Below are 23264 nucleotides of genomic sequence, written 5' to 3'. Positions count from 1 at the left end.
GTCGCGGGCGTCAGTTGCGATTTGCTTTGGGTGGCGGGTTTAACCGGCCCCTGTTTCGGCTTCTGCGGGTGTCTCTTCGTCCGCTGGACCTGCGGTGAACTGCAGCCGCGCCAGCCGGGCGTATAACCCTCCCTCGGCGACCAGTTCATCATGTCGGCCCTGTGCCACCACCCGGCCGCCGTCAAAGACAACGATACGGTCGGCCTTTTTCACTGTTGCCAGACGGTGGGCCACGATGATCGTGGTGCGCGAACGGGACAGTTCATCGACCGCATGTTGGACCAGCAGTTCTGATTCGGCGTCCAGGGCCGAGGTCGCCTCATCCAGCAGCAGGATCGGCGCATCGCGCAGGATGGCGCGGGCAATGGCAATGCGCTGCTTTTGCCCGCCGGACAGCATCACCCCGCGTTCGCCGACATAGCTGTCATAGCCTTCGGGCAGCACGCGCAGAAAATCGTCGGCATGGGCTGCGCGGGCCGCAGCCTCGACCTCGGCATCCGAGGCATCGGGGCGGCCAAAACGAATGTTCTCGCGGGCGGTAGCGGCAAAGATCACCGGGTCTTGTGGCACCAGCGCGATGGACTGACGGAAATCGGCACGGGCCATATCGCGCAGATCAATGCCGTCGATCAGCACCCGTCCCGCATCAGGGTCCCAGAACCGTAAAAGCAGCTGGATCACGGTGGTCTTGCCCGCCCCAGAGGGGCCTACCAGCGCAACCGTCTCACCCGGGCGGATGTCCAGCGTCACGCCGTCCAAAGCCGAGCGGTCGGGGCGCGAGGGGTAATGGAAGGTGACGTCATCGAACCGGATCGCGCCCTTGACTGGCTGGGGCAGGGTGACCGGATCGGCAGGATCGCTCAGCGTGTCTTCGGCGGTCAGCAGTTCGCTCAGCCGCTCGGTCGCGCCGGCAGCCCGTTGCAGCTCACCCCAGATCTCGGAAAGAGCGCCTACGGCCCCGGCGACCAGAACGGCGTAGATGACGAATTGCACCAGTTGGCCAACGGTCATCACCTCTAGCCGCACATCGCGGGCGCCGATCCACAGAACGCCAAGCACGCCCGAGAAGGCAAGAAAGATCACGATCATTGTCATCGCCGTGCGCGTCCGCACCCGGTTCATGGCCGAGTCATAGGCGCGCTCGGTCACCTCGTTGAAACGTGCGCGGGTCGGGCCTTCATGGGTAAAGGCCTGCACGGTCTGTGCCGAAAGCAGAACCTCGGAGGCCGCGCCTGATGATTGGGCGATCCAGTCCTGATTTTCGCGCGACAGTTTGCGCAGCCGCCGGCCCAGCACGACGATGGGCACGACCACCAGCGGCACCAACAGCAATACGAGACCCGACAGTTTGGCCGAGGTCCAGACCAGCATCGCCACGCCACCGATCAGCAGCAGGATGTTGCGCAGCGCGATTGGCACCGACGAGCCGATGACCGATTGAATCAGCGTCGTGTCGGTGGTGATGCGGCTGATAATCTCGCCGGTCAGGACCCGTTCGTAGAACGCGGGGCTCAGCCCGATGACGCGCTGAAAAACTGCCTTGCGGATATCGGCGACGACCCGTTCACCCAGCCGGGTGACAAGAAAGTAGCGCATCCCCGTCCCGATAGCGAGCAGCACGACGATGATCATCGCGGCGCCGAAATACTGGTCGAGCATGCCTGCGCCGCCGTCAAACCCATCGACCACCCGGCGCACGGCCAGCGGCAGGATCAGGCTGATCGTCGCCGTCAGCGTCAGCGCGCCAAGGGCGGCCGCGACCAGCCCGCGATAGGGGCACAGGAAAGGGCCAAGCGCCCTGAGTGCGCTGATGCGTTTCGTCGTCGGACGGTCCGCGATGGGTTTGGGTCCGCGTGCCATGTCTTCTCCCCTCGGGCGCCCCGATGGTGCCTTGCGTGATGTTCAGAGTGTCCGGGTGCCGCCCGCGAGTTCCAGAATGACCTGCCATTCCGCGTCCGAAACAGGCTGCACAGAGAGGCGCGAGTTGTTGACCAGCACCATATCCTTGAGCCTCGGCTCGGTCTTGGCCATGTCCAGCGAGATGGGCCGCTCAAGCCAGGCGACGGCGCGGACATCCACACATTCCCATTTCGGATCGTCTGCGGTCGAGTCGGGATGGGCCTCGGTCACCACCTCGCAGATGCCGACGATTTCTTTGCCGACGTTCGAGTGATAGAAAAAGCCGCGTTCGCCCTTTTTCATGGTGCGCATGTTGTTGCGGGCCTGATAGTTGCGCACGCCGTCCCACTCTTCGCCTTTTTCGCCCCGGGCGATCAGGTCGTCAAAGCTGAACACGTCCGGCTCGGATTTGAACAGCCAGTATGCCATCAGCCGATCACCTTCTTCCACTCGATCACCTCGACCGAGGCAAACAGGTCTGCCGCTTTGTAGGGATCCCGGGCGGCCCATTCCTTAACCTGCGTCAACTCGTCAGCCTCAACCACCAGCAGCGAGCCGCGCATCTCACCATTTTCGATCAGCGGACCTGCCATTTGCAGGCCGGGCTGTTCCTTCAGGAATGCCAGATGATTTTCGCGGGTATCGAGACGGGTTTGCAGCTTGCCGGGATGGTCGCGGCAGATCACGGCGAAAAGGGGCATCATTCCTCCTTCAGGGGGCGTTTGAGCAGAAAATCCAGCGCATGTTCCATGACGATACTGCCCTGGGCAAGACCGGCGACCAGATTCGAGATCGGCATCTCGATCCCCAACCCCTCGGCCAGACGCGAAACGGCACGGGCGGTGGCAGCACCTTCGACAGTGGTGCCGGGCGCGAACTCGCTGCCCGCGCCAAGGGCCAACCCATAGCGAAAGTTGCGCGACTGCTCCGAGGTGCAGGTCAGCACCAGATCGCCAAGCCCTGAAAGCCCGCCCAGCGTTTCGGGCCTTGCGCCCAGCGTTACGGCCAGCCGCGTCATCTCGGCAAAGCCGCGCGTGACAATGCTTGCCCTTGCGCTGTCGCCGTAGCCGGCGCCGATCGCAGCCCCTGCGGCGATGGCGATGACGTTTTTCAGCGCCCCGCCCAGTTCGGCCCCGGTTACATCGGTCGTGCGGTAAAGCCGCAGCGAGGCGGTCGAAAGCTGGCGCTGTAAAATCTCGGCGGCGGCAGCATCGGCACAGGCGAGTGTCAGCGCGGTCGGTAAACCACGGGCGATATCGGCGGCAAAGCTTGGTCCGGTCAACACCGCTACGGTCGCATGCGGGCAGGCGGAAGCGATCAGTGCCGAAGGACCGGTCAGCGTAGTCAGGTCGATCCCCTTGGCGCAGCTGACCAGATTACGGCGATCAAGCCGCGCGCCATGGTCCGTCAGAAAACCACCCAGTGATTGCGCGGGCAGGGCAAGCAGGACGGTGGGGGCAGTGATATCCTTAAGCTCTTTTGTGACGATCAGGCTGGCGGGAAGGGGCACGCCCGGCAGGCGCGGGTTTTCACCAGCAGCGGCCCAGCCGGTTTCGCGCCCCCAAAGCGTAACGGGTCCTTTGGCCGCCAGGGATACTGCCAGCGCGGTGCCGAATGCGCCTGATCCGATGACTGCGACGCTCATGCCTTGGCTCCGCGCTTGCCAGCGCCAAGCATCGGAGCGGCGCGCTGGTCCAGCGGCCATCGCGGGCGGGCGGCCAGATCCATGCCGTCACGCCGGCCAGCAAGGTAGCTCTCGATCCCGGCCCAGGCGATCATTGCGGCATTGTCTGTGCAAAGCTGCAAGGGCGGCGCAAGAAAGGTCGCGCCGGCTTCGGCCGCGACGGTTTGCAGCGCGGTGCGCAGGCTTTGGTTAGCCGCGACACCTCCGGCCACGGCCAGCGCAGGTGCTGGTGCCAGGGCCAAAGCGCGACGGGTCTTTTCGGCCAGCACATCGGCCACGGCCGCCTCAAAGCTGGCGCAAAGATCGGCGCGGTCCTGTTCGTGCAGCCCGCCTTGCGCTGCTGCCAGCGCGTCACGTTGGCGCAGCACCGCCGTCTTTAGCCCCGAAAAGCTAAGATCGCACCCCGGCCGGTCAAGCAGCGGTCGCGGCAGGGCAAAGCGGCGCGGATCACCCGCGCGCGCCGCTGCCTCGACTGCGGGGCCGCCCGGTTGGGGCAGGCCCAAAAGCTTGGCAACCTTGTCAAAGGCCTCGCCGGGGGCGTCGTCGATGGTTCCACCCAGCCGGGTAAACTGTTCTGGCCCCGCGACCGAGAGGAACTGGCAATGCCCGCCCGAAACCAGCAGCATCAGATAAGGATAACCGATGCCGTCGGTCAGGCGTGGGGTCAGCGCGTGGCCGGCCAGATGATTGACCCCGATCAGCGGCAGGCCACTCCCCGCCGCCAGCCCTTTGGCAAGCATGACGCCCGAAAGCACGCCGCCAATCAGCCCGGGCCCGGCGGTAACGGCGATCCCGTCCAGGTCGGACAGGCGCAGGCCCGCCTTGCGCAGCGCCTCTTCGACGCAGATATCCAGTTTCTCGGCATGGGCGCGGGCGGCGATTTCCGGCACCACGCCGCCGAAATCGGCATGCAGCGATGTCTGCCCGGCCACGACCGAGGCAAGGATCGTGCGATCCTCGCGCACCACCGCCGCCGCAGTGTCGTCGCAGCTGCTCTCGATGCCCAGAAAGGTCAGTCCCATGCTCATCCTTGTTTGCGCGCCGCCCAGGGCCTAGGCAGAGGGGAAGTAGCATCTTGCCCGAGCGATTGCCATGCCGTCCAACCCCCAGCCTATCCTGCTTTTGACCCGGCCCGAGCCAGCTTCGCGGCGATTTGCCGCAGAGTTTGATCTGCCGGGTGTCAGGTTGGTGATCTCACCCGTGCTGCGCATCATACCGGTCGCGCATGATGCGGTGCGGTTAAGTGCTGCGCGGGGACTGGTCTTTACCTCGGTCAACGCGGTCCCCGCGGCTGGGCCGGGACGCGGGCGGCCCGCGATCTGCGTCGGGCCTGCCACGGCCGAGGCCGCGCAGGCAGCGGGCTATGAAGTAACCGTCGGGCCCGGGGACGCCGAGCGGATGATGCCGCTGCTGAAAGGTCTGGATGACGGCTGGCTGCATCCCCACGGCACTCATGTCGCCCGCAGATTGCCGGTGCCGGGCATGGTCGTCTATGATCAGGCGCCCGAGCGGCTGAACGCCGAGGCAAAAGAGGTGCTTGCCGGGTCAGCGCCGGTGCTTTTGCCGCTATTTTCGCCACGTTCGGCGCGGCTTTTATCGCCGCAGGCTGAGGATGCGCAGGCCCCGTTGTGGCTGGCCCCGATCAGCGCGGCGGCGCGGGGTGCGTGGCTGGGGCCGGCGAGTCGCATAGAACTTGCCCCGACCCCCGATGCCGACGGGATCTGCCATGCCCTCTCGCGTCTGCTTGCGACGGAACAATCCGCGCGAGGGCGGGTTGAGGCCCCACGTCCCGGCGACTAGACTGCCTGCCGGAGCCAGGCATGATCGCAGGTGCAGGACGGCGGGACCATAGCCCCCCGCAGCGGGCCGCGATGTGAAAGGGAACGGGGAAGAGTTGTGAAAAAGCCAGAGATCAATTCCAGCGAAAACAAGGCAAGCCCCGGAAAAGACGGAAAGAAAAAGGCAGTTTCGGGCGCGGCTATCGACAGCCGCCCGGTCAGCTCGGGCGAGGGGGCCTCGGCAGCAGCGGTTGAGTCCAAGCCGCCGGTCGAATCAGTGCTGGTTGGTAAAGGCGGTTCTTTGGCTGCTGCGGCGCCCAAACCCGATGCGGGAAAGACGGCAGCCGAATCGAAACCGGCCGCCCCCAAGCCTGCCGAAACGCCTTCGCCCATCACCTTTGAGCCAGTTCCGGCAAAATCAACCGCCCCCTCTGGACCAGCAAAGGTCGAAACCCGCGTGGTTGAGGTGCGCAAGGGCGGTTTCGTGCCTACCTTTGTCGGCGGTGTCGTCGCTGCCGGTCTTGGCGCTGCGGCGGCATGGTGGGCGATCCCGCATCTGCCCCCGGCGTGGCAGTCCGGTGCAAGCGAATCCGCCCCGACCGAGGCACAGATTGCTGCCGCCCGCGAGGCTGGTATTGAGGCCGCCCGGGCAGAAATCCAAACTCAGGCCGAAGCTTTTGCCACCCGCGCTGCCGATGCGGGCGCGGATGCGGCACGGCAGGCTTTGGCCGACGCTCCGCAGCAGCAGGGTGGCGATGCCGAGGCCCTGTCGGCGCTGGAGCAAAAACTGGCAGTGCTGGAAAAATCGCTGGCTGATCTGAATGCCCGACCTGTTGTCGCCCCGGTGGTGTCTGGCGAAAACAGTGACGAGTTGCAGCAGCTTCTGAATGAACTGACCGCTAAGCTGACGGCGCAGCAGCAACGCATTGATGAGCTTGCCTCACGCGGGGTTGGCGGCGGCGCGACCGCCGAGCAGATGCAGAGCTTTGCCGCGCAAGCCGAGGCGCTGCGCAACCAGATCGCTGCCACCGCCGAAGAGGCGGAGCGGCGCATCGCTGCGGCTGAGGCCCAGGCCGCCGATCTTCAAAGCAATGCCGAGGCCGCGAACCGTCGCGCTCAGGCCGCTACGGCTGCCGCTGCATTGCGCGCCGCGATCGAGACTGGTGGTCAACGCGATCAGGCGCTTGCCGGTCTGCGCGCGGCTGGGGTCGAGCCTCCGGCAGTGCTGACCGGGGATGTGCCGACTCTTGAGCAATTGCGCGCAAACTTTCCCGCCGCCGCGCGTGAGGGGCTGGCCGCTGCGCTGCAAGAGGTGCAAGGCAGCAATGGCGCGCTGGGGATGATCGGTGATTTCTTGCGGGTGCAGACTGGCGCGCGTTCGGTCGAGCCGCGCGAAGGCAACGATCCCGACGCCATCCTGTCACGTGCCGATGCTGCTGTGAAAGCCGGCGATATCAAGGGTGCGCTGGAAGAAATCGCCAGCCTGCCCCAATCGGGGCAGCAGGCGATGGCGGACTGGACCGCCTCGGCCGGGCTGTGGATCGAAGCTAATGCCGCGCTGGCCGCTTTGGCCGCGGGCAGCATGTAAGGGGCGCGCCATGCTGCTTTCGGCATTGAAAATACTGATCTTTTTTGCCATAGTTCTGGTCTTGGCGCTGGGGGCTATGCAGCTATCGGAAACCGGCGGCGGCCTTAGCATGGTCTATGGCGGCACCGAATACACCCTGGGTCCGGTACAGCTGATCATCGCGGCGCTGATCGTGGTGTTGCTGGGCTGGGCGCTGGTGCGCATCCTTGGCATACTGCTGGCATTCATGCGCTTTCTTTTGGGCGATGAGACCGCGATCAATCGCTATTTTGCCCGCTCGCGTGAGCGTAAGGGTTATGAGGCTCTGTCCGAAGGGATGCTTGCCGTCGCCTCGGGCGAGGGCAAGCTTGCGCAGGACAAGGCAGCCAAAGCGGCCAAGTTCCTTGACAAGCCCCATGTCACCGACCTGCTGGCCGCGCAGGCCGCTGAGGTTGCCGGCGATAGCCGCAAGGCGGGCGAGATCTACCGTCGTCTGCTGTCTGACCAGCGTACCCGCTTTGTCGGTATTCGTGGTCTGATGCGGCAGAAACTGGATGAAGGTGATACCACAACTGCCTTGAAATTGGCCGAAAAAGCCTACGCGCTGAGACCGAAGCATCCCGAGTTGCAGGATACGCTGTTGCAGCTGCAGACGCGTGAAGGCGACTGGAAAGGCGCGCGCGCGGTTCTGAAGGACAAGCGCCAGCAGGGCCTGTTGCCCAAGGATGTTCATATCCGCCGCGATGCGGTTCTGGCGCTGAAAGAGGCATCCGAGGTGCTGGCTCAGGGCAATTCGATCAGCGCCCGCGAGGCGGCGATTTCGGCTAACCGCGCCAGCCCGGACCTGATTCCGGCGGCGGTTCTGGCCGCGCGCAGCTATATCGCACAAAACGACGCGCGCAACGCCAGCCGGGTGCTGCAGAAAACCTGGAGCGTCCGGCCTCATCCCTCGGTTGCGGCGACCTATGCCGAGATCGCCCCCGACGAAAAGCCGGCCGCCCGGCTGCGCCGCTTCGAAGATCTTATGCGCCAGAACCCCGATCACGAGGAAACCAAACTTCTGCGGGCAGAGCTGCTGCTTGCTGTCGAGGACTTTCCCGGCGCACGGCGCGCCTTGGGCGATCTGGCCGAGAAGCATCCGACGGTGCGTTCGCTGTCGATCCTTGCCGCGGTCGAACGGGGCGAGGGTTCTGATGATGCGGTGGTGCGTGGCATTCTGGCCCGGGCGCTGGTTGCAAGCCGTGGGCCGCAATGGGTCTGCGACAAGTGCCACAACGTCATGGCCGACTGGTCTCCGACTTGCGACAGCTGTGGCGGGTTCGATACGCTGACCTGGCGCGAGCCCGAGACACCGGCCTGGAGCGCACCTGTCCCGAACGGGGTTGAGATGCTGCCGCTGCTGGTCGGAAGCAAGCCTGAAGGGGCTGGGGCGGCGCCTGTTTCTGTCGATGTTCCCTCCCTCGATCCTGCACCGCACCCGGCAGAGCCGGGGCTGATCGGCTCTGACCCGGCCGTGGCCAAGGTGGCTGCCGCGCCAGTCGAGATACCGGATGTTTCGCCGGGGATGGTGCCGCGCGAATCGGATTATCGCCGCGTTTCCTCCGGTGTTGGCGGGGCTGAGCCAGCGATGACCGTTACCGATCCGGACCCGGAGCCCGAGCCAGCCCCCGCCGCCCCCGAAGTTGCGCGCAAGCCTGTGCCTGCGGTCGGGGGCGACGTTCTGCCGGTGCGTCCTGATGTCGAGCCGCCAGAAGAGGATGTCTTGACGAATACGGGGAAAAAACTCTGATCCCCCCTTTTCGTCCGCGCGGGAACCTGCTATCTGGCGCGGCGTACAAGATGCCGCTGTAGCTCAGCTGGTAGAGCACGTCATTCGTAATGATGGGGTCGGGGGTTCGAGTCCCTTCAGCGGCACCATGAACCAGAGAAAACCCACGCACCGTCAATCGGTTGCGTGGGTTTTCTCTTTTTAGTCGCCCGGCTTGCTTGCGTGTCGCTGAATGCACCTCCTGCGTTTCCATACCGGTGGGCGTAATCGTATTGCGGTCCCTTGCCGGGGTGATTACGCAGCACCTCGTAAGACTGCCGCCTGCTGCGCTGATTTGTGGATCGCAGGCGAAACGCAATAATTCAAAGGATTACGGGATGACCCTTACGAAACGCCTGATCATCGCCCTGATTGTCGGCATCGTCATCAGCGCGGGCGCGATGATCAGGGACAAGAAAAGAAATGCGGAATGGGTCGTCTCTCCCCAGCAGATCGCCGAGGCTCAGGCGCAGGGAAAACCCGGTTACGAAACCCGGCCAGGAACGGTGGCTGTGCTGCCGATCCGCAGTGAAACGGCCGACATTCTGCCCTATACGTGGGTGTTCTTTGGCCTGATCGGCGCAGCTGCGACCTTTGTCGTTACGCGGCGCCGTAAAGCCTGAAAGAAGGGCAGGGCATGTGACCTTCGCCTCGGGGCTTTCTCTGAGGCAGGGTCTCGTCCGGCCGTTTGGTCAAAGAATAGAGGGCGTCGCGGGTTCCACGGCGCCGCTTATCCTAAAGGGGCCAAAGCTAGGCCTCCGTGCATCATCGCTAGGCCAGCTCATGCTCTCTATCAGGAGGATGGTGACCCCGACAGGACTTGAACCTGTAACCTGCCCCTTAGGAGGGGGCTGCTCTATCCAGTTGAGCCACGGGGCCGCTTAAGCGCCCTTTTGCCTTGCAAGGGGCGAAATGGCAAGCTTGCCGCGACCGGATGGAGAAGATAACGGTAACATGATTGCGTCCTGGTAGTTGCGATGAACACGAAAAGACCCCGCCGTCCCCTGACATTGCGTGATGTGTCCGAAGCCTCGGGCGTGTCGGAAATGACCGTCAGCCGCGTGCTGCGCAACCGTGGCGATGTCTCGGCTGCCACGCGTGAAAAGGTGCTGACCGCTGCCCGCACACTGGGCTATGTCCCCAACAAGATTGCCGGGGGGTTGGCCAGCCAGCGCGTCAATCTGGTTGCCGTGGTTATCCCCTCACTTTCCAATATGGTGTTTCCCGACGTGCTTGGCGGGATCTCGGCCGAGCTTGACGATACCGGGTTGCAGCCGGTGGTCGGGGTGACGAATTACAGCCCCTCGCGTGAGGATGCAGTGCTGTACGACATGCTGAGCTGGCGCCCTTCGGGGGTGATCCTTGCAGGGCTTGAGCATAGCAAGGCGGCGCGGGCAATGCTCGATAACGCCGGCCTGCCGGTGGTCGAGATCATGGATGTCGACGGAGATCCGATCGACACCGCCGTCGGCATCTCGCACCGCCGCGCCGGGGCCGAGATGGCGGATGAGATCCTTGCTGCCGGTTATCGTCGCATCGGCTTTATCGGGACCCATATGCCCGAAGATCACCGCGCCCGCAAAAGGCTGGCCGGATTTGAAGAGCGGCTGGGCGAGCATGGCGTGCAGCTTGCGGCGCGCGAATACTACCAGGGTGGTTCGTCGCTATTGAAGGGGCGCGAACTGACCGAGCGGATCCTGACCCGCGAGCCGGATCTGGATTTCCTCTATTTCTCGAACGACATGATCGGGGCCGGGGGGCTGCTTTGGTGCATGGAGCGCGGCTATGACATTCCCGGCAAGCTGGGGCTCGCCGGGTTCAATGGTGTCGAGCTGTTGGACGGGCTGCCGATACGGCTGACCACCACCGATGCACGGCGTATTGATGTCGGCCGACGCGCGGCACGGATCGTTGCGGGCAAAGAGCCGCGCCCTGAAAATGGCCAGATTGTGCTGGCTCCGACCATTCTGCACGGCGATACGATCCGGGAAAATCCGTAGGGCCGGTGGGGAACGGCAGCCTCGTTTCCGGGGCTACCCTGAAAACTTAACCAAGTTCGGGGAAAAACAGCCCGCCGGGCGAGAGGGTAAATATCTCGTAGCCCGTCGCGGTGACACCGATCGAATGTTCGAACTGGGCGGAAAGCGATTTGTCGCGGGTGACGGCAGTCCAGTCATCGGCAAGGATCTTGGTCTCGGGGCGGCCAAGGTTCACCATCGGCTCGATGGTGAAGAACATGCCTTCCTCAAGCACCGGACCTTTGCCGGGACGGCCGAAATGCAGCACATTAGGCGGGGCGTGGAAGGTACGGCCAAGGCCGTGGCCACAGAAATCGCGCACCACCGACATGCGGTTCGATTCCACATAGGACTGGATCGCCCAGCCGATATCGCCAAAGGTTGCGCCGGGCCGGACGGCCTCGATCCCCTTCATCAGCGCATCATGGGTGACCTGGATCAGCCGGCGCGCTTTGACGCTGGGCCTGCCGGCGACATACATCCGCGAACTGTCGCCATACCAGCCGTCCACGATCACAGTGACGTCGATGTTCAGAATATCACCGTCGGCAAGAACCTTGTCGCCAGGAATGCCGTGGCAGACGACATGGTTCACGCTGATACAGCTGGCATGCTGATAGCCACGATAGCCGATGGTGGCGCTGGTCGCGCCCAGTTCCTCGACCCGGTTGCGAATGAAATCATCAAGCGCGCCGGTGGTGGCGCCGGGCTGGACCAGCGGGCCGGCCTCATCAAGGATCTGGGCCGCGATCCGGCCGGCTGCATGCATGCCAGCAAAATCCTGCGGGTCGTGGATACGGATTCCCTCGCGGGTCTGGCGTGCGTCGTTCATGGCGTCCTCATATTCGTCTGCCCCCACAGATAGTCCCATGGCGGCACTTGTTCCAGCCCCGCGCGCGGACCTATACATTTGCGAAAGGACCCGTTCGCGAGGAGAAGCGCAGCGATGCAATCCGACAACCCAACTGCCGCAATCCTCGTCATCGGGGATGAAATCCTGTCCGGCCGCACGCGTGAGGGCAATGCCCATTACCTGTCGCAGGTTCTTAACAGCATCGGAATCGACCTGCGCGAAGTCCGTATCGTCGGCGATGACCACGATCATATTGTCGCGGCGATCAGGTCCCTGGACAAGTCGCTGGGCGGTGCCTGGGACATGCTGTTCACCAGCGGCGGTATTGGCCCGACCCATGACGACATCACCGCCGATGCCGTGGCTGCGGCCTTTGGCGTCGGGATCGAAATCAACGAAGAAGCGCGCCGCGTCATGGTCGAGCGCTGGGAAGCGCGCGGCGTCGAGGTCACCGGCAACCGGCTGCGCATGGCGCGCATTCCGCTGGGGGCCGAGCTGATCCCGAACTCGTGGTCAGCAGCACCGGGTTTCCATATCGGCAACACCTATGTCATGGCCGGTGTACCCGAGGTCTTTCGCGCCATGGTCGAGGCGATCGTGCCCGGATTGCCGACCGGGCGCCCCTCGGTCAGTGAGGCGCTGGAGGTTCTGCGTCCCGAATCCGATGTCGCCGACGATCTGCGCGAAGTGGCCGAGGCATTCCCGGATCTGTCCCTTGGCTCTTATCCTTTCCAACGGGGGCAACGTTATGGAACCAATCTTGTCATTCGTGGAATAGATGAACGGCGCGTGACCGATGCCATGACGGCGCTGCGCGAAAGGCTGGCTCTGTGATCGCTGACCCCGATATCGCCCGCGCCTTTGAGACGACATGGCCCGCCGCCGAATATATGCGTGTTGGCGGTTTTGAGGTCGGACGCGGCAAGGGCGGCGGCGGACGGGTCAGCTCTGTCCGTGCGGTCGAACATGACTGGGACGCGGGCGACATTGCCCGCACCGAGGCTGTGCAGCGTGGTTGGGGCGAACGACCGATGTTTCGCGTTGCCGATGACGATACCGCTTTGGCCGAGGTTTTGGCAGGGCAGGGGTATCGACACGGTACACCTACCGCGATCCTTGCCGCCGATTGTGCAACGCTGCTTGCCGAGCCGATTCCGCCGATGCTGGCCTTTCCGCTATGGCCGCCGCTTGCCATGCAACGCGATATCTGGAGTGCGGGCAATATCTCTGCGGCGCGGCAGGAGGTGATGCAGCGCGTTGACCTGCCCAAGACCGCGCTTTTGGGCCGGATGCAGGACCGTGCGGCGGGCGCGGCGTTTGTGGCGCTGGACGGGCCGGTTGCGATGATACACGCAATCGAGGTGGTCCCTGCGCTGCGCCGGCAGGGCATGGCAGGCTGGTTGATCCGTGCTGCGGCGGAATGGGCGCAGGAAGGCGGCGCCCACCGGCTGGCGCTGGCAGTCAGCCGCGCCAATACGGCCGCGAGGGCGGCCTATGATCGGCTTGGCTTTGCTGAACTGGGTGGCTACGGTTATTGGAGCAAAGACTGAAGGGCCTGGGCCCACCCCGTCAGCCGTCGGCTGCAAGGCGGCGCAGCTCTTTCTTGACAAGCTCCAGCTCGCTGCGCAGCAAGCTCAGTTCGGCGCGCAGGTCGTTTTGCAGCAGCTCGCCTGCAACCAGCGTCAGGCTGCCAAGCTGCCGGGCGTCGGGCCGGGGCGGTTCGCCCTCGGCACCCTGATCCTCGACCAGCAGAAAACTTTGCACCCCGTCCGACAGCCGGCCGGTCGGGATGCCGACCGCGACATGCCAGTGCCCCTTGGCCTCGGGCTTGATCTGCGCCTCTGCCACCCGGCAGCCCATATGGACAAGCACCAGCCGTCCCGGCCGTTCGTCACGGCGGATCACGCCTTGCCAGATGCCGCCCTTCAACTCATGGGATTCAAAGTCGCTCATAGAGATGCCTTTACTCAGAACTCGGCCCGCAGGTGGCGGGAAAGGAACAATTCACGGATATCTACTGCATTCATACGGGGGGATTCAAAGATCAGATCCAGCCAGATCTTTTCCAGCCGCTTTTCGTTCATGGGCGTGTAGGCAAGGTCGAATTCGATCACCTGCTGACCGAACTGACCGGGCTGCAAACCGCCAACATGCAGCGTCATGTCATCGGTGTTCGGCCCATGGCCGATGTTTAGGCGGGCATAGATGTTTAGCGGACGCTCGACCCGGATGCTGGTTTCAAGCCGCACGACATGGCCGCGGGTCAGGCCCAGCAAGGCCGCGGTCGGCAGGTCGACAGACATCGACAGGAAACTGCCCGCGAAGCCAAACACCTCCAGCCGGACGCCAAAGGGCGACAGGTCGCTGGCGCCGGTGTTGGCTATCTGTTCAATGATCAGTGCTTTTTCCGGGCAATCGTGCCATACCGCCACGCCTTCGCCCAGCTGGGCGCCGTTTTCGGGCTCGGCCACACCATGGGGCGAAACCGGGGCAGCCATGAATTCAGGCCGCCAGCGCCAGTCGGTGCCGCCGGGCAGGTGCAGCGCGTCAAGTGCCGCGCGCGACCTTGCCGCGCGTTCATCAGCCCGGATCAGAAAACGGTCGAGGCGGCTTCGCAAGGCTATCGCATCGTTGCGCAGATGCCGCAAACTGGCTGAGCTGAGCGTGCCTACCCCGTTACCCAGACGGGTCCATTGTTGAAGTGCCCGCTCGCGGACCCTGCGTTCCAACCATTTGTCTGGACGTATTGCCATACTGGTTCCTGTCACTGATCCATTTTTACATGGGTTTCAGCCGCCATGCCCGTAGGGGCGGTGACTGCGCAATCACGTCGTGCTCTGCCATCCTTCCATCGCGCAGTACCTGCACATGCGGCATTGCCCAGGGTAAGACAGCTCGACGTGAACGGCTTGTTGATGCGGAGGATTTTCAATGGCGTTGTCCCTAGGCTTGGCTCTGGATAGGGCCGGTGAGCCGCTGCGGCAAGGGGCCTTTCAGGGTTTAGCGCGTCGCAGCGTCCAGTCGGGCGGCCATGATCAGGTCATTCCGGGTCACGCCCCCTGCTGAATGGGTCGAATAGGTGATCCGGGCAAAGCCCCAGCCAAAGGCGATATCGGGATGGTGCCCGGCCGCCTCGGCCTGCCATGCGGCCAGATTGGCGAGCTGTGCGGCTTGTTTGAAGTTCCTGAAGCGCCATTCCCGGTGGATGGCCTTGCCGTCTTGGGCCAGTTGCCAATCGGGCAGGGCGGCCATCGCCTTGTCCAGCTCATCGGGGGTTAGCGCCGGGGCGCCATCCACGATCCTGCCCTTGTCCAGTCCGGTCATCAAAGCCTCCGTCACAGGATCGGCGCGGCCAGCGCGAGAAGGTTGTTGCGCAGTCGTCTCCAGACCGACCAGCTGCGAATCTCGTCAAGTTCCAGCGGACGCGAACGGTCAATATAGCCGTCCTGACGCTCGTCCAGCCGTTCGGTGATGTCGCCGCCCAGAAACAGCATGTTCATCTCGTAATTCAGCTCAAAGCTGCGGCGGTCCATATTGGCACTGCCAAGCATCACCATGCGACCATCGGCGGTGATGATCTTGGAATGCAAAAGACCGCCCTGAAACAACCGCAGCTTTACCCCGGCTGAGACGAGCCCATAGTAAAAGCCCTCGGAAGTTGCCTGCACGACCAGCGAATCATTACGCTCGGGCAGGATCACCGTCACGTCGACGCCCCGCCGTGCCGCCATGCGGATCGCCGAATCAAGCGAGCTGTCGGGCACATAATAGGGGGTGGTGATGACCAGCCGTTCACGCGCGGCATGGATCATCGTCACCATGCAATCCGATAGCGAACCGCGCCGCTCATCAGGACCGGTGGCGACGACCTGCGCCACCTCGCCCGGGGCGGTGACCGGACGGGTCATGCGTAACATCTCGCCCAGATCCTCGCCCGTATAGCTCATCCAGTCCTGTAAGAAGACCGCCTGCATCTGGCGCACCACTGGACCTTCGATGGCCAGAAAGACGTCGATCCAGGGTGCGTAACGCGGCTTGATGGCAAAGGCGCGGTCGGCGCAGTTCCGGCTGCCGGTAAAGCCAAGGATGTGGTCGATCACCACGATCTTGCGGTGATTGCGCAGGTCCATGCGCTGAAACAGCATCCCGATTACCGGGATCCTCAGCGGCAGGGCGATAACGCATTCAACACCCGCCTCTTTCATTCGTGCCCATGCCTCTGAGCGGCTGAAGGCGCGCGAGCCGAAAGCGTCGATGATCGCGCGTACCTTGACGCCACGCTGGGCGGCACGGATCGCGGCCTCGGCCACCTGACGGCCCGAAGGATCGTCAAGCCAGATATAGAACAGCATGTGGACGTGATCGTTTGCCCCGTCGATCGCCTCGACAAGGGCCGAGATGGCGCTGTCATCCTCGGGCAAAAGGGCGGCGCGGTTGCCGGCGACGGCGGCAAAACCGGTCGTGGCCCGATTCGCCTTGATGACCGGTGCGGCAAAATCGGGCAGGGTTTTCAGCTCTTCGGGGCTTGGCTGCCACAGGCCGGAAAGATGCGAGCGGACGTTCGCCATCGTCTCGGCCTCGGCGCCGCGAATGCGAATCTCGCCAAAAAGCAGATAGGCCAGAATGCCGATCAGCGGCACCAGTTCGATCACCAAAAGCCATGACAGACGGACTGTCGGCTCAAGCTGGGGTCGCAGCAGCACGCGGACCGAGACGGTCAGCGCAGCTACGTAATGCATGAACACAAGGGCTTCAGTCCACATGACTGCATCAAAGCCCGGACAGGCCGGAATTGCAATTCGGCACCGCTTTGCCTATCTGACGGCCTTGAACGCAGCGCAGGGGGCCCGCCGATGAACTGGATTACCAATTATGTCCGTCCGCGCATCAATTCGCTGTTCTCGCGGCGCGAGGTGCCCGAGAATTTGTGGACGAAATGCCCGGAATGCGGAACCATGCTGTTCCACCGTGAATTGGCGGACAACCTGAATGTCTGCACCAATTGCGATCACCACCTGGCGATCAGCCCGCGCCGGCGCTTTGCCGCGCTGTTTGACGGCGGTGTCTTTAATGAGGTCAAGGTGCCCGAGCCGATCACCGATCCGCTGGGTTTTCGCGACCAGAAGAAATATCCCGACCGCATGAAGGCTGCCCAGAAAAGCACGGGCGAGAAAGAGGCGATGCTGGTCGCCGAGGGCGAGATGGGCCGCACCCCCATTGTCGCCGCCGCACAGGACTTTTCCTTTATGGGCGGCTCAATGGGCATGTATGTCGGCAACGCGATCATCGCGGCGGCCGAGCGGGCAGTAAAGCTCAAGCGTCCCCTGGTTCTTTTCTCGGCCGCTGGTGGCGCGCGGATGCAAGAGGGAATTCTTAGCCTGATGCAGATGCCGCGCACCACGGTTGCAGTGCAGATGCTGAAAGAGGCGGGGTTGCCCTATATCGTCGTCCTGACCCATCCGACGACCGGCGGCGTCACTGCATCTTATGCGATGCTGGGTGATATCCAGATTGCCGAGCCGAACGCCCTGATCTGTTTTGCCGGCCCGCGCGTGATCGAGCAGACCATCCGCGAAAAGTTGCCCGAAGGCTTTCAGCGCGCCGAATATCTGCTTGAGCACGGGATGCTGGACCGCGTCACCCACCGCAAGAAGCTGCGCGAAGAGCTGATCTCGATCCTGCGCATGCTGGGCGGGTTGCCCGCTCCGGTCGCGGCGGATCTGCCTGCGCCGGGCAATCTTTCGGCTGATCAGGACCAGCCCGCCGGGGCTGACGAGCAGTCCGCTTAAGCGATGGCCAGATCGCGATGATCTCGTCCGACGCTATCCTCGCGCGGCTTATGCAGCTGCATCCCAAGGTCATCGACCTGTCGCTGGACCGGATGCACCGCATCCTTGGCGCTTTGGGCAACCCCGAGCGCCGCATCCCGCCCGCGATCCATATTGCCGGGACCAATGGTAAAGGCTCGACTCAGGCAATGATCCGCGCCGGGCTGGAGTCCGCTGGCAAGCGTGTGCATGCCTATACCTCGCCGCATCTGGCGCAGTTTCATGAGCGCATCCGCCTTGCCGGTTCGCTGATCTCTGAGGCGGATCTGGCCGCGACGCTTGAGGAGTGCGAGGCCGCGAACGGCGGTGAGCCGATCACCTTTTTCGAAATCACCACAGCGGCTGCCTTTCTTGCCTTTTCGCGCGTGCCTGCTGATTATACGCTGCTGGAGGTCGGGCTTGGCGGTCGGCTGGATGCAACCAATGTGATCGAGAACCCGGCGCTGACGGTGATTACTCCGGTCAGTATCGACCACACCCAGTATCTGGGCGAGACGCTGGCCGATATCACCGGCGAAAAGGCTGGTATTCTCAAGCGCCGCGTGCCTTGCATCGTTGCGCCGCAGGACCCGGCTGCCCGCGAGGTGATCGAGCAAAAAGCCGAGCGCCTGTCCGCCCCCCTGCGCATCGGCCGTCAGGACTGGGAAAGCCGGCGCGAGGGGACGAGCCTGATCTATCAGGACGATCATGGGCTGATGGATCTGCCCTTGCCGAACCTGCCCGGGCCGCATCAGATCGTGAACGCTGGCACGGCGATTGCTGCGCTGCGCGAGCTTGGTTTTGGCCGTATCGAAGCCCGCGCCGCCGTGACCGAGGCCGAATGGCCGGCCCGCATGCAGCGCCTGCAGTACGGCCCGTTGATCGAGGCGGCGGGCTCGTGCGAGCTTTGGCTTGACGGTGGCCATAACCCGGCGGGCGGAGAGGCCGTGGCCGCGACCCTTGCCGCAATGTCGCGCAAGCCGACGCATCTGATCTGCGGGATGCTGAACACCAAGGATGTCGCAGGCTATATGCGCCCGCTTGCTGGTGTGGCGCAAAGCCTGACCGCCGTGACTATCCCGGGTGAGCCGAACACGCTGTCCGCAGAAGAAACCGCCGTGGCCGCTGCCTCGGTCGGTCTTTCGGCCGCGACCGCAGCGGATACGCTGACGGCGGTACAGCGGCTGGCGGTGGACCAGCCGGGTGCGCGTATCCTGATCTGCGGCTCGCTTTACCTTGCGGGGCAGGTGCTGCGCGAGAACGGCTAGGCGCGCCGCCCCCAATCGGCGTCGCGCATCTCGCGCAGGCGGCTTGCAGTACGCTCGAACTCAAAGGCACCTTCTCCCTCGGCGTAAAGCCGTTCGGGTTCGTCGGCTGCGCTGGCAATCAGCCGCACCCGGGCTTCGTACAGCGCGTCGATCAATGTGACAAAGCGCTTGGCCTCGTTATAGTTCGACTGCGACAGGCGCGGGATCGCGTCGATGAAAAGCAGATCCAGCGCCTCGGCGATGGCAAGGTAATCGCCCGGACCCAGCGGCTTGCCGCAAAGATCCCAGAAACTTGCGCGCGCCATGCGGCCGGTATGCTCGGGCAGTTCGACTTTGCGTCCCTTGACTTCAAGGATCAGCGGAGAGCTTGCCGCGCCACCGATCTCGGCCTGCCACAGCGCGTCCATCTGTTCGTGGGCTTCGGCATCGGCGGGGATGAACCAGACCTGCCCGCCCTCATCACGGTTCTGGCGGTGATCGGTGGCGCTGGCCAGCTCGACTACGTCAAGCCGATCGCGGATCAGCCCGATGAAGGGCAGGAAAAGCTGACGGTTCAGCCCGTTCTTGTACAGATCCTCGGGCACCCGGTTCGATGTTGTGACGACCGTGACCCCTTTGTCAAAAAGCACCTGAAACAGCCGCCCGACGATCATCGCATCCGCGATATCGGTGATCTGCATCTCATCAAAGCAAAGCAGCTGCGCGCTTTTCGCGACTTTCTCGGCTACCGGGCGAACGGTGTCCTGCTGTCCGGTCTTGCGCACCTCTTCCAGTGCTGCCTGGATCTCTTGCATGAATTCGTGAAAGTGCACCCGGCGTTTGGCCGTCAGGGGCGCGGCTTCCATAACCAGATCCATCAGCATGGACTTGCCGCGCCCAACCCCACCCCAAAGGTAAACCCCTTTGACCTGGCGGGCAGGCGCGGGGGGCGCGCTGCGCAACCGGGCAAACCAGCCGGTCTTGTGGGTGATGGGTTGTGGCGACTGGCCCAGTTCACGCACGACGCGGTCCAGCATCGGCAGAACGCCACGCTGGGCAGAGTCCGGTTCCAGTTGCCCCGCTGTAACGCGGGCCTCGTAAAGTTCGGATACGCTTACCATATCCGCCCCCTGCCAAAGAAAGGACCGGCCCGCAAGGGCCGGTTCCGGATTTCCTGTGAATTTTTCTAAGGTTCAGCGACCGCGGCGCTGGAAGGCGCCGCGCGGATCGGGTCCACCGCGGCCCAGCCAGTTCTGCGTGACCAATGCGATGTGGTTCACGATCTGCACGCGCTGTGTCTGGCCCCTGGCGTCTGCTGCATCGCCTGCCTGTCCGACAAGCGCGGGCAGTTCGGCCTTGATCGGCTGAGGCTCGGTCAAAGCGGCCCCGGTGCGGGCGTCAAAGACCTGAACGGTGTAGTGGATGTTATGCACGCCCGAGCTTTGCAGGTTCTCGCGCACCACCGGAGTGATGGCGTGGAACTGGCTTAGCGTTGCGACGATGCGGACCCGGTTCTTGCCGCGCAGGCCTGACGCACCCTTTTCGATACCTTCCTTGACGATGGCCGCGACCTGCGCGCGACGGTCTCCGGCCGGTTCCCCATGCCAGACGATATCGAAATCGGGGACATAGGTGTTCTGCTCGCTGGTGGTCAGGGTCTCGGGCACGGCGACCTCGACCGAGGCCACACGCCAGTTCGCGGTCTGAGCCGGATCTAGCTGTTCATAGGCGGTTTCCCAGGTGGTGGCGCAACCGGCAAGGCCGAACGCCAGACCCAGCGCCAGAATGGCGGGTTTCAACATGGGTGATCCTCATTGAGACGTGATTGATGAATCGCGGGTCGCATGCGCCAGCCTCCAGACATTGCGTCAAGGCCCTTTGGCATGACCCTGATCATACAATCAGTACGGATCAGAAAAGCGCCTCCCACAAAGGGCACCGCTTGCGCCGCCCTTTGGCCGGGGAAATTATTCCACGGCCTTCGTCAAGGATAATCCTGTATTTCCAGTACGCAAGCGATTCCTGCATGACTCGGAAAGGGGTTCAGCGCACCCTGCCTGGCAGTCAGTGTAGTCTTTCTTAGACGATGGACTGGTTGCGTGTCTCGGCCCGGATAAAAAGCGTGCCGATGGCCGCAAGCAGCAGCAGCGCAGCAAAGATGCCGATGGCGGTGCCAAAGTCGCGCACTGCAACATAACTCATGAGCGACGGCGCCAGGAGCCCGCCCACCCGGGCCACCGCGCTGGCAGTGCCCATGCCGGTGCCGCGCAGGCCGGTCGGATAAAGCTCGGGGGTATAGGCGTAAAGCGCACCCCATGTGCCAAGCAGCGCAAAGCTCATCAGCAGCAGCGACACTGCGACCAGCCAGGGGTTCCCCGCAACGGTGAACAGCAGGCAGCCCGCCGCGCTGAGCAGCAGGAATATCTGCAAGGTCGGCTTTCTGCCCCAGCTTTCGACGCCATGCGCCGCCAGCGCGTAACCCGGCAGCTGCGCCAGCGCCATCAGCACCAGAAAGCCGTAGCCACGCACAAAGCCAAAGCCGTCCTTGGCAAGCTCTGCCGGCAGCCAGACAAACACCCCGTAATAGGAGAGCGACACCAGAAACCACGCCGCAAAGATCCCAAGGCTGCGGTTGCGCAATTCGGGCCCAAAGAGCCGGGCCTCGACAGGGGCGGCGGCTGGTACGACAAGGCGGGTGTCAGAGGGCAGGGCGCGCGCGCCATTCGCGGTCAGGACACGGTTTACGACATCACGCGCCGCGATTTCGTCACCTTTGCGCAGCAGATACATAGGTGATTCCGGCACCCAGAGACGCAGCCAGATGCCGATCAGCGCCGGCAGGGCAGCGACGGCAAATATCCAGCGCCAGGGTTCGGCTGCGCCCGCCAGATGTGCGACCCATGCCGCCAGCGCGATGATGATGGTACCCACGGCCCAGAATCCCTCCAGCCAGACCAGCCAACGCCCCCGGTTCCGGGGTGGCAGGAACTCGGCCATCATCGCGTAATCGACGGGCAGGGTTCCCCCGACCGCCATGCCGGTCAGAAAGCGCAGCAGCATCAGCGACCAGAAATCGGGGGCAAAGACCGAGGCGAGGCCAAAGACCGCGTCGCATCCGACGGTCAGCAAAAGCACGTTGCGCCGCCCGATACGGTCCGCGATGCGCCCAAACAGCGTCGCACCCGCGAACATGCCCAGAAAGAACAGCGTACCCGTTTGCAGCGCCTGCGGCACGGTCAGGCCAAAGCTTGCCGCGATCGAGGCGACGGTAAAGCCGATGGCGATGACCTGCATAGCGTCAGCTGCCCAGACCAGCCCAAAAATCCCCAGCAGGCGTTGTTGAAAACGGCCCGCGCCGCCCTGGCTCAGAGCTTCGTCAAGGGTCAGGTTCATGACCGGCCTCCGCTATTTTCGATGGGAAAGTGTTGCGACATGGGCCGCGATGTCCATAGAAAAACGCCCTTGCGCGGGCGGTTTGGCGCAAGGTGATGCGTTTTGCTGACGCCCCTGACAGAGAGCGGTCAGGCACCCTCTTCGGCGGTCATGCTGCGGTTCTGGCGCCACAGATCGGGGGTCGTGCCCTCGGTCTCACGAAAGACGCGGATCAGGTGCGACGCGTCGCAGAAGCCGGTTTCTTCGGCGATCCGGGTAACGGTGCGGTCGGTGCGCGCCAGCAGCATCCGCGCCTGTGCGAGCCGGATGCGGATCGAGGCATCGGCGGGCGGGATGCCTAGATCGGCGTTGAAATGCCGTTCCAGCTTTCGCCGCCCGACGCCCAGATCGCGGGCAATGCGGGCAATGGGCAGTGGGGCATGCAGGTTTTGCTGCATCGCCAGCAGAGCACGGCGAACAAGGGGGTCGTGGGCGTTCAGCTCCAGTGGCAGGCCGGGCTGGGGGCGGTCGCCCTCCATCGGTTCGTCGATCATCAGGATCGACAGTGCCTTGCGTGCTGCCGCGCGGCCAAGGTGACGGTCGACCAGAAAGGCCGCCAGATGCGCGGCGCTGACCCCGCCCGAGCAGGACAGCCGGTCGCGGTCCACGACAAAGATCTGATCCGAGACCGGGCGCATTTTTTCGAATTCGGCCAGAAAGTCCTGATGATGGAACCAGCTGACGCAGCAGCGATAGCCGTCCATCAGCCCGATGCGGGCCAAGGCAAAGACGCCTGTACAAAGCCCGCCAAGCGCGACCCGTGCCGCAGCGGCCCGGCGAAGGAAGGTGACCTGTTCAGGCGACAGGCCGGGGCCTCCGTCGATAAGCCCGCCCACGGTGACGATATAGTCAAAGCGGGCCGGATCGCCCAACCGCTCATCAGGTTCGATGCGCATGCCGCACGAGGACTGCACCGGTGCCATGTCGGGCGACAGCACCCGCCAGCGGCAGCGGATCGGGCGCGAACCATCGCCGTCGTCTGCTGCCAGCCGCAGCACGTCCACGAAGGTTGCAAAGGCTGACAGCGTAAAGCGCGGCGTCAGCAGAAAGCCGATGCGCAGCCGGGGCTGGTTGGGATCAGGCGAAGAGGCATGTTCAGACATTGACGTGATTCACCAATAGATGACGTCGCAATCATGCCATATTTTATTTATTTAGGAAGAGCCGCCGCG

General features: G+C 63.8%; 23 protein-coding genes and 2 tRNA genes. 10 read left to right on the top strand and 15 right to left on the bottom strand.

The features are described 5' to 3' along the window. Positions 1-39: 39 nt before the first annotated feature. From M511_RS01685 to tsaD, 5 genes are read right to left on the bottom strand one after another with little or no spacing between them, the layout of a single operon-like run. Complete coding sequence (locus tag M511_RS01685; protein WP_010398104.1) at positions 40-1860, bottom strand: ABC transporter transmembrane domain-containing protein; 1821 nt, start codon at positions 1858-1860, stop codon at positions 40-42. A gap of 42 nt (positions 1861-1902) precedes the next feature. Then, positions 1903-2328 (bottom strand): EVE domain-containing protein, encoded by a 426-nt coding sequence (locus M511_RS01680; RefSeq protein ID WP_085501194.1) that lies wholly within the window; start codon positions 2326-2328, stop codon positions 1903-1905. Further along, positions 2328-2603 (bottom strand): YciI family protein, encoded by a 276-nt coding sequence (locus M511_RS01675; protein ID WP_010398108.1) that lies wholly within the window; start codon positions 2601-2603, stop codon positions 2328-2330. Before M511_RS01675 ends, M511_RS01680 begins: the two co-directional genes overlap by 1 nt. After that, positions 2600-3544: an NAD(P)H-dependent glycerol-3-phosphate dehydrogenase gene (locus tag M511_RS01670; protein ID WP_010398110.1), complete on the bottom strand. Its 945-nt coding sequence runs from the start codon at positions 3542-3544 to the stop codon at positions 2600-2602. The genes M511_RS01675 and M511_RS01670 overlap by 4 nt, the downstream gene beginning before the upstream one ends. Continuing rightward, positions 3541-4611, bottom strand: a complete 1071-nt coding sequence (gene tsaD / locus M511_RS01665; protein WP_085501193.1) for a tRNA (adenosine(37)-N6)-threonylcarbamoyltransferase complex transferase subunit TsaD — start codon at positions 4609-4611, stop codon at positions 3541-3543. Before tsaD ends, M511_RS01670 begins: the two co-directional genes overlap by 4 nt. Before the next feature lie 64 nt (positions 4612-4675). Between tsaD and M511_RS01660 the strand changes: the two genes are divergently transcribed. The 5 genes from M511_RS01660 (at position 4676) to M511_RS01640 (ending at position 9358) form a co-directional block, all read left to right on the top strand. After that, a complete protein-coding gene (locus M511_RS01660; RefSeq protein WP_085501192.1) occupies positions 4676-5383 on the top strand; it encodes a uroporphyrinogen-III synthase in 708 nt (235 codons plus the stop codon). Between the two features lie 96 nt (positions 5384-5479). Beyond that, entirely contained in the window at positions 5480-6949 is a 1470-nt protein-coding gene (locus M511_RS01655) for a COG4223 family protein (RefSeq protein ID WP_085501191.1), read from the top strand. A 10-nt stretch (positions 6950-6959) separates the two neighbouring features. Next, positions 6960-8717: a heme biosynthesis protein HemY gene (locus tag M511_RS01650; RefSeq protein ID WP_085501190.1), complete on the top strand. Its 1758-nt coding sequence runs from the start codon at positions 6960-6962 to the stop codon at positions 8715-8717. 52 nt (positions 8718-8769) lie between these two features. Further along, a tRNA-Thr gene (locus tag M511_RS01645) sits at positions 8770-8845 on the top strand. Between the two features lie 228 nt (positions 8846-9073). Beyond that, positions 9074-9358: a hypothetical protein gene (locus M511_RS01640; RefSeq protein ID WP_010398122.1), complete on the top strand. Its 285-nt coding sequence runs from the start codon at positions 9074-9076 to the stop codon at positions 9356-9358. Between the two features lie 179 nt (positions 9359-9537). Here M511_RS01640 and M511_RS01635 read toward each other — a convergent pair. Beyond that, positions 9538-9614, bottom strand: a tRNA-Arg gene (locus M511_RS01635). Between the two features lie 98 nt (positions 9615-9712). Between M511_RS01635 and M511_RS01630 the strand changes: the two genes are divergently transcribed. Continuing rightward, entirely contained in the window at positions 9713-10735 is a 1023-nt protein-coding gene (locus M511_RS01630) for a LacI family DNA-binding transcriptional regulator (RefSeq protein WP_010398125.1), read from the top strand. Between the two features lie 46 nt (positions 10736-10781). Here M511_RS01630 and map read toward each other — a convergent pair whose 3' ends face one another. Beyond that, positions 10782-11585, bottom strand: coding sequence for a type I methionyl aminopeptidase (map, locus tag M511_RS01625; RefSeq protein ID WP_085501189.1), 804 nt, complete (start codon positions 11583-11585; stop codon positions 10782-10784). A 114-nt stretch (positions 11586-11699) separates the two neighbouring features. Between map and M511_RS01620 the strand changes: the two genes are divergently transcribed. Together M511_RS01620 and M511_RS01615 are read left to right on the top strand one after the other, a co-directional pair. After that, complete coding sequence (locus tag M511_RS01620) at positions 11700-12440, top strand: competence/damage-inducible protein A (protein WP_010398129.1); 741 nt, start codon at positions 11700-11702, stop codon at positions 12438-12440. Beyond that, a complete protein-coding gene (locus tag M511_RS01615; protein ID WP_010398131.1) occupies positions 12437-13156 on the top strand; it encodes a GNAT family N-acetyltransferase in 720 nt (239 codons plus the stop codon). The genes M511_RS01620 and M511_RS01615 overlap by 4 nt, the downstream gene beginning before the upstream one ends. A 19-nt stretch (positions 13157-13175) precedes the next feature. Here M511_RS01615 and M511_RS01610 read toward each other — a convergent pair whose 3' ends face one another. From M511_RS01610 to cls, 4 genes are all read right to left on the bottom strand, one after another. Continuing rightward, positions 13176-13559 carry a hypothetical protein gene (locus M511_RS01610; RefSeq protein ID WP_010398134.1) on the bottom strand — a complete coding sequence of 128 codons (384 nt, stop codon included), beginning with the start codon at positions 13557-13559 and terminating at the stop codon, positions 13176-13178. 14 nt (positions 13560-13573) lie between these two features. Beyond that, on the bottom strand, positions 13574-14359 hold the full coding sequence (locus M511_RS01605) for a DUF6478 family protein (RefSeq protein WP_085501188.1): 786 nt from the start codon (positions 14357-14359) through the stop codon (positions 13574-13576). Positions 14360-14606: 247 nt separating this feature from the next. Further along, positions 14607-14930 (bottom strand): 4a-hydroxytetrahydrobiopterin dehydratase, encoded by a 324-nt coding sequence (locus tag M511_RS01600; RefSeq protein ID WP_085501187.1) that lies wholly within the window; start codon positions 14928-14930, stop codon positions 14607-14609. 11 nt (positions 14931-14941) lie between these two features. After that, positions 14942-16345, bottom strand: a complete 1404-nt coding sequence (gene cls / locus M511_RS01595; RefSeq protein WP_240547510.1) for a cardiolipin synthase — start codon at positions 16343-16345, stop codon at positions 14942-14944. Positions 16346-16459: 114 nt separating this feature from the next. Here cls and accD point away from each other — a divergent pair, with 114 nt between their 5' ends. After that, positions 16460-17395 carry an acetyl-CoA carboxylase, carboxyltransferase subunit beta gene (gene accD / locus M511_RS01590; protein ID WP_010398143.1) on the top strand — a complete coding sequence of 312 codons (936 nt, stop codon included), beginning with the start codon at positions 16460-16462 and terminating at the stop codon, positions 17393-17395. Between the two features lie 17 nt (positions 17396-17412). Further along, positions 17413-18681, top strand: a complete 1269-nt coding sequence (locus M511_RS01585; protein WP_139824519.1) for a bifunctional folylpolyglutamate synthase/dihydrofolate synthase — start codon at positions 17413-17415, stop codon at positions 18679-18681. On the opposite strand, the gene zapE is transcribed toward M511_RS01585, so the two are convergent. The 4 genes from zapE to M511_RS01565 form a co-directional block, all read right to left on the bottom strand. Next, positions 18678-19781 (bottom strand): cell division protein ZapE, encoded by a 1104-nt coding sequence (gene zapE, locus M511_RS01580; RefSeq protein WP_085501185.1) that lies wholly within the window; start codon positions 19779-19781, stop codon positions 18678-18680. The two genes, M511_RS01585 and zapE, sit on opposite strands and share 4 nt — an antisense overlap. A gap of 72 nt (positions 19782-19853) precedes the next feature. Further along, complete coding sequence (locus M511_RS01575; RefSeq protein WP_010398150.1) at positions 19854-20462, bottom strand: DUF6778 family protein; 609 nt, start codon at positions 20460-20462, stop codon at positions 19854-19856. Positions 20463-20739: 277 nt separating this feature from the next. Next, complete coding sequence (locus M511_RS01570) at positions 20740-22053, bottom strand: MFS transporter (RefSeq protein ID WP_085501184.1); 1314 nt, start codon at positions 22051-22053, stop codon at positions 20740-20742. A gap of 128 nt (positions 22054-22181) precedes the next feature. Then, positions 22182-23195 carry a GlxA family transcriptional regulator gene (locus M511_RS01565; protein WP_085501183.1) on the bottom strand — a complete coding sequence of 338 codons (1014 nt, stop codon included), beginning with the start codon at positions 23193-23195 and terminating at the stop codon, positions 22182-22184. Between the last annotated feature and the right edge of the window lie 69 nt (positions 23196-23264).

It is taken from the genome of Paracoccus sp. J56 (assembly GCF_019633685.1).
Lineage (GTDB): Bacteria > Pseudomonadota > Alphaproteobacteria > Rhodobacterales > Rhodobacteraceae > Paracoccus > Paracoccus kondratievae.
The sequence above is the reverse complement of the archived record's forward strand: the minus strand, read 5'-3'. Positions and strand labels throughout refer to the sequence as shown.

What these genes read in the sequence shown, in the direction of transcription:
- M511_RS01670 (WP_010398110.1), bottom strand. Translation starts at nt 3,544, where the DNA reads ATGAGCGTCGCAGTCATCGGATCAGGCGCATTCGGCACCGCGCTGGCA.
- M511_RS01640 (WP_010398122.1), top strand. Translation starts at nt 9,074, where the DNA reads ATGACCCTTACGAAACGCCTGATCATCGCCCTGATTGTCGGCATCGTC.
- accD (WP_010398143.1), top strand. Translation starts at nt 16,460, where the DNA reads ATGAACTGGATTACCAATTATGTCCGTCCGCGCATCAATTCGCTGTTC.
- M511_RS01685 (WP_010398104.1), bottom strand. Translation starts at nt 1,860, where the DNA reads ATGGCACGCGGACCCAAACCCATCGCGGACCGTCCGACGACGAAACGC.
- M511_RS01585 (WP_139824519.1), top strand. Translation starts at nt 17,413, where the DNA reads ATGATCTCGTCCGACGCTATCCTCGCGCGGCTTATGCAGCTGCATCCC.
- M511_RS01610 (WP_010398134.1), bottom strand. Translation starts at nt 13,559, where the DNA reads ATGAGCGACTTTGAATCCCATGAGTTGAAGGGCGGCATCTGGCAAGGC.
- map (WP_085501189.1), bottom strand. Translation starts at nt 11,585, where the DNA reads ATGAACGACGCACGCCAGACCCGCGAGGGAATCCGTATCCACGACCCG.
- tsaD (WP_085501193.1), bottom strand. Translation starts at nt 4,611, where the DNA reads ATGAGCATGGGACTGACCTTTCTGGGCATCGAGAGCAGCTGCGACGAC.
- M511_RS01650 (WP_085501190.1), top strand. Translation starts at nt 6,960, where the DNA reads ATGCTGCTTTCGGCATTGAAAATACTGATCTTTTTTGCCATAGTTCTG.
- M511_RS01600 (WP_085501187.1), bottom strand. Translation starts at nt 14,930, where the DNA reads ATGACCGGACTGGACAAGGGCAGGATCGTGGATGGCGCCCCGGCGCTA.
- zapE (WP_085501185.1), bottom strand. Translation starts at nt 19,781, where the DNA reads ATGGTAAGCGTATCCGAACTTTACGAGGCCCGCGTTACAGCGGGGCAA.
- cls (WP_240547510.1), bottom strand. Translation starts at nt 16,345, where the DNA reads ATGCATTACGTAGCTGCGCTGACCGTCTCGGTCCGCGTGCTGCTGCGA.
- M511_RS01565 (WP_085501183.1), bottom strand. Translation starts at nt 23,195, where the DNA reads ATGTCTGAACATGCCTCTTCGCCTGATCCCAACCAGCCCCGGCTGCGC.
- M511_RS01570 (WP_085501184.1), bottom strand. Translation starts at nt 22,053, where the DNA reads ATGAACCTGACCCTTGACGAAGCTCTGAGCCAGGGCGGCGCGGGCCGT.
- M511_RS01605 (WP_085501188.1), bottom strand. Translation starts at nt 14,359, where the DNA reads ATGGCAATACGTCCAGACAAATGGTTGGAACGCAGGGTCCGCGAGCGG.
- M511_RS01575 (WP_010398150.1), bottom strand. Translation starts at nt 20,462, where the DNA reads ATGTTGAAACCCGCCATTCTGGCGCTGGGTCTGGCGTTCGGCCTTGCC.
- M511_RS01630 (WP_010398125.1), top strand. Translation starts at nt 9,713, where the DNA reads ATGAACACGAAAAGACCCCGCCGTCCCCTGACATTGCGTGATGTGTCC.
- M511_RS01680 (WP_085501194.1), bottom strand. Translation starts at nt 2,328, where the DNA reads ATGGCATACTGGCTGTTCAAATCCGAGCCGGACGTGTTCAGCTTTGAC.
- M511_RS01620 (WP_010398129.1), top strand. Translation starts at nt 11,700, where the DNA reads ATGCAATCCGACAACCCAACTGCCGCAATCCTCGTCATCGGGGATGAA.
- M511_RS01660 (WP_085501192.1), top strand. Translation starts at nt 4,676, where the DNA reads ATGCCGTCCAACCCCCAGCCTATCCTGCTTTTGACCCGGCCCGAGCCA.
- M511_RS01675 (WP_010398108.1), bottom strand. Translation starts at nt 2,603, where the DNA reads ATGATGCCCCTTTTCGCCGTGATCTGCCGCGACCATCCCGGCAAGCTG.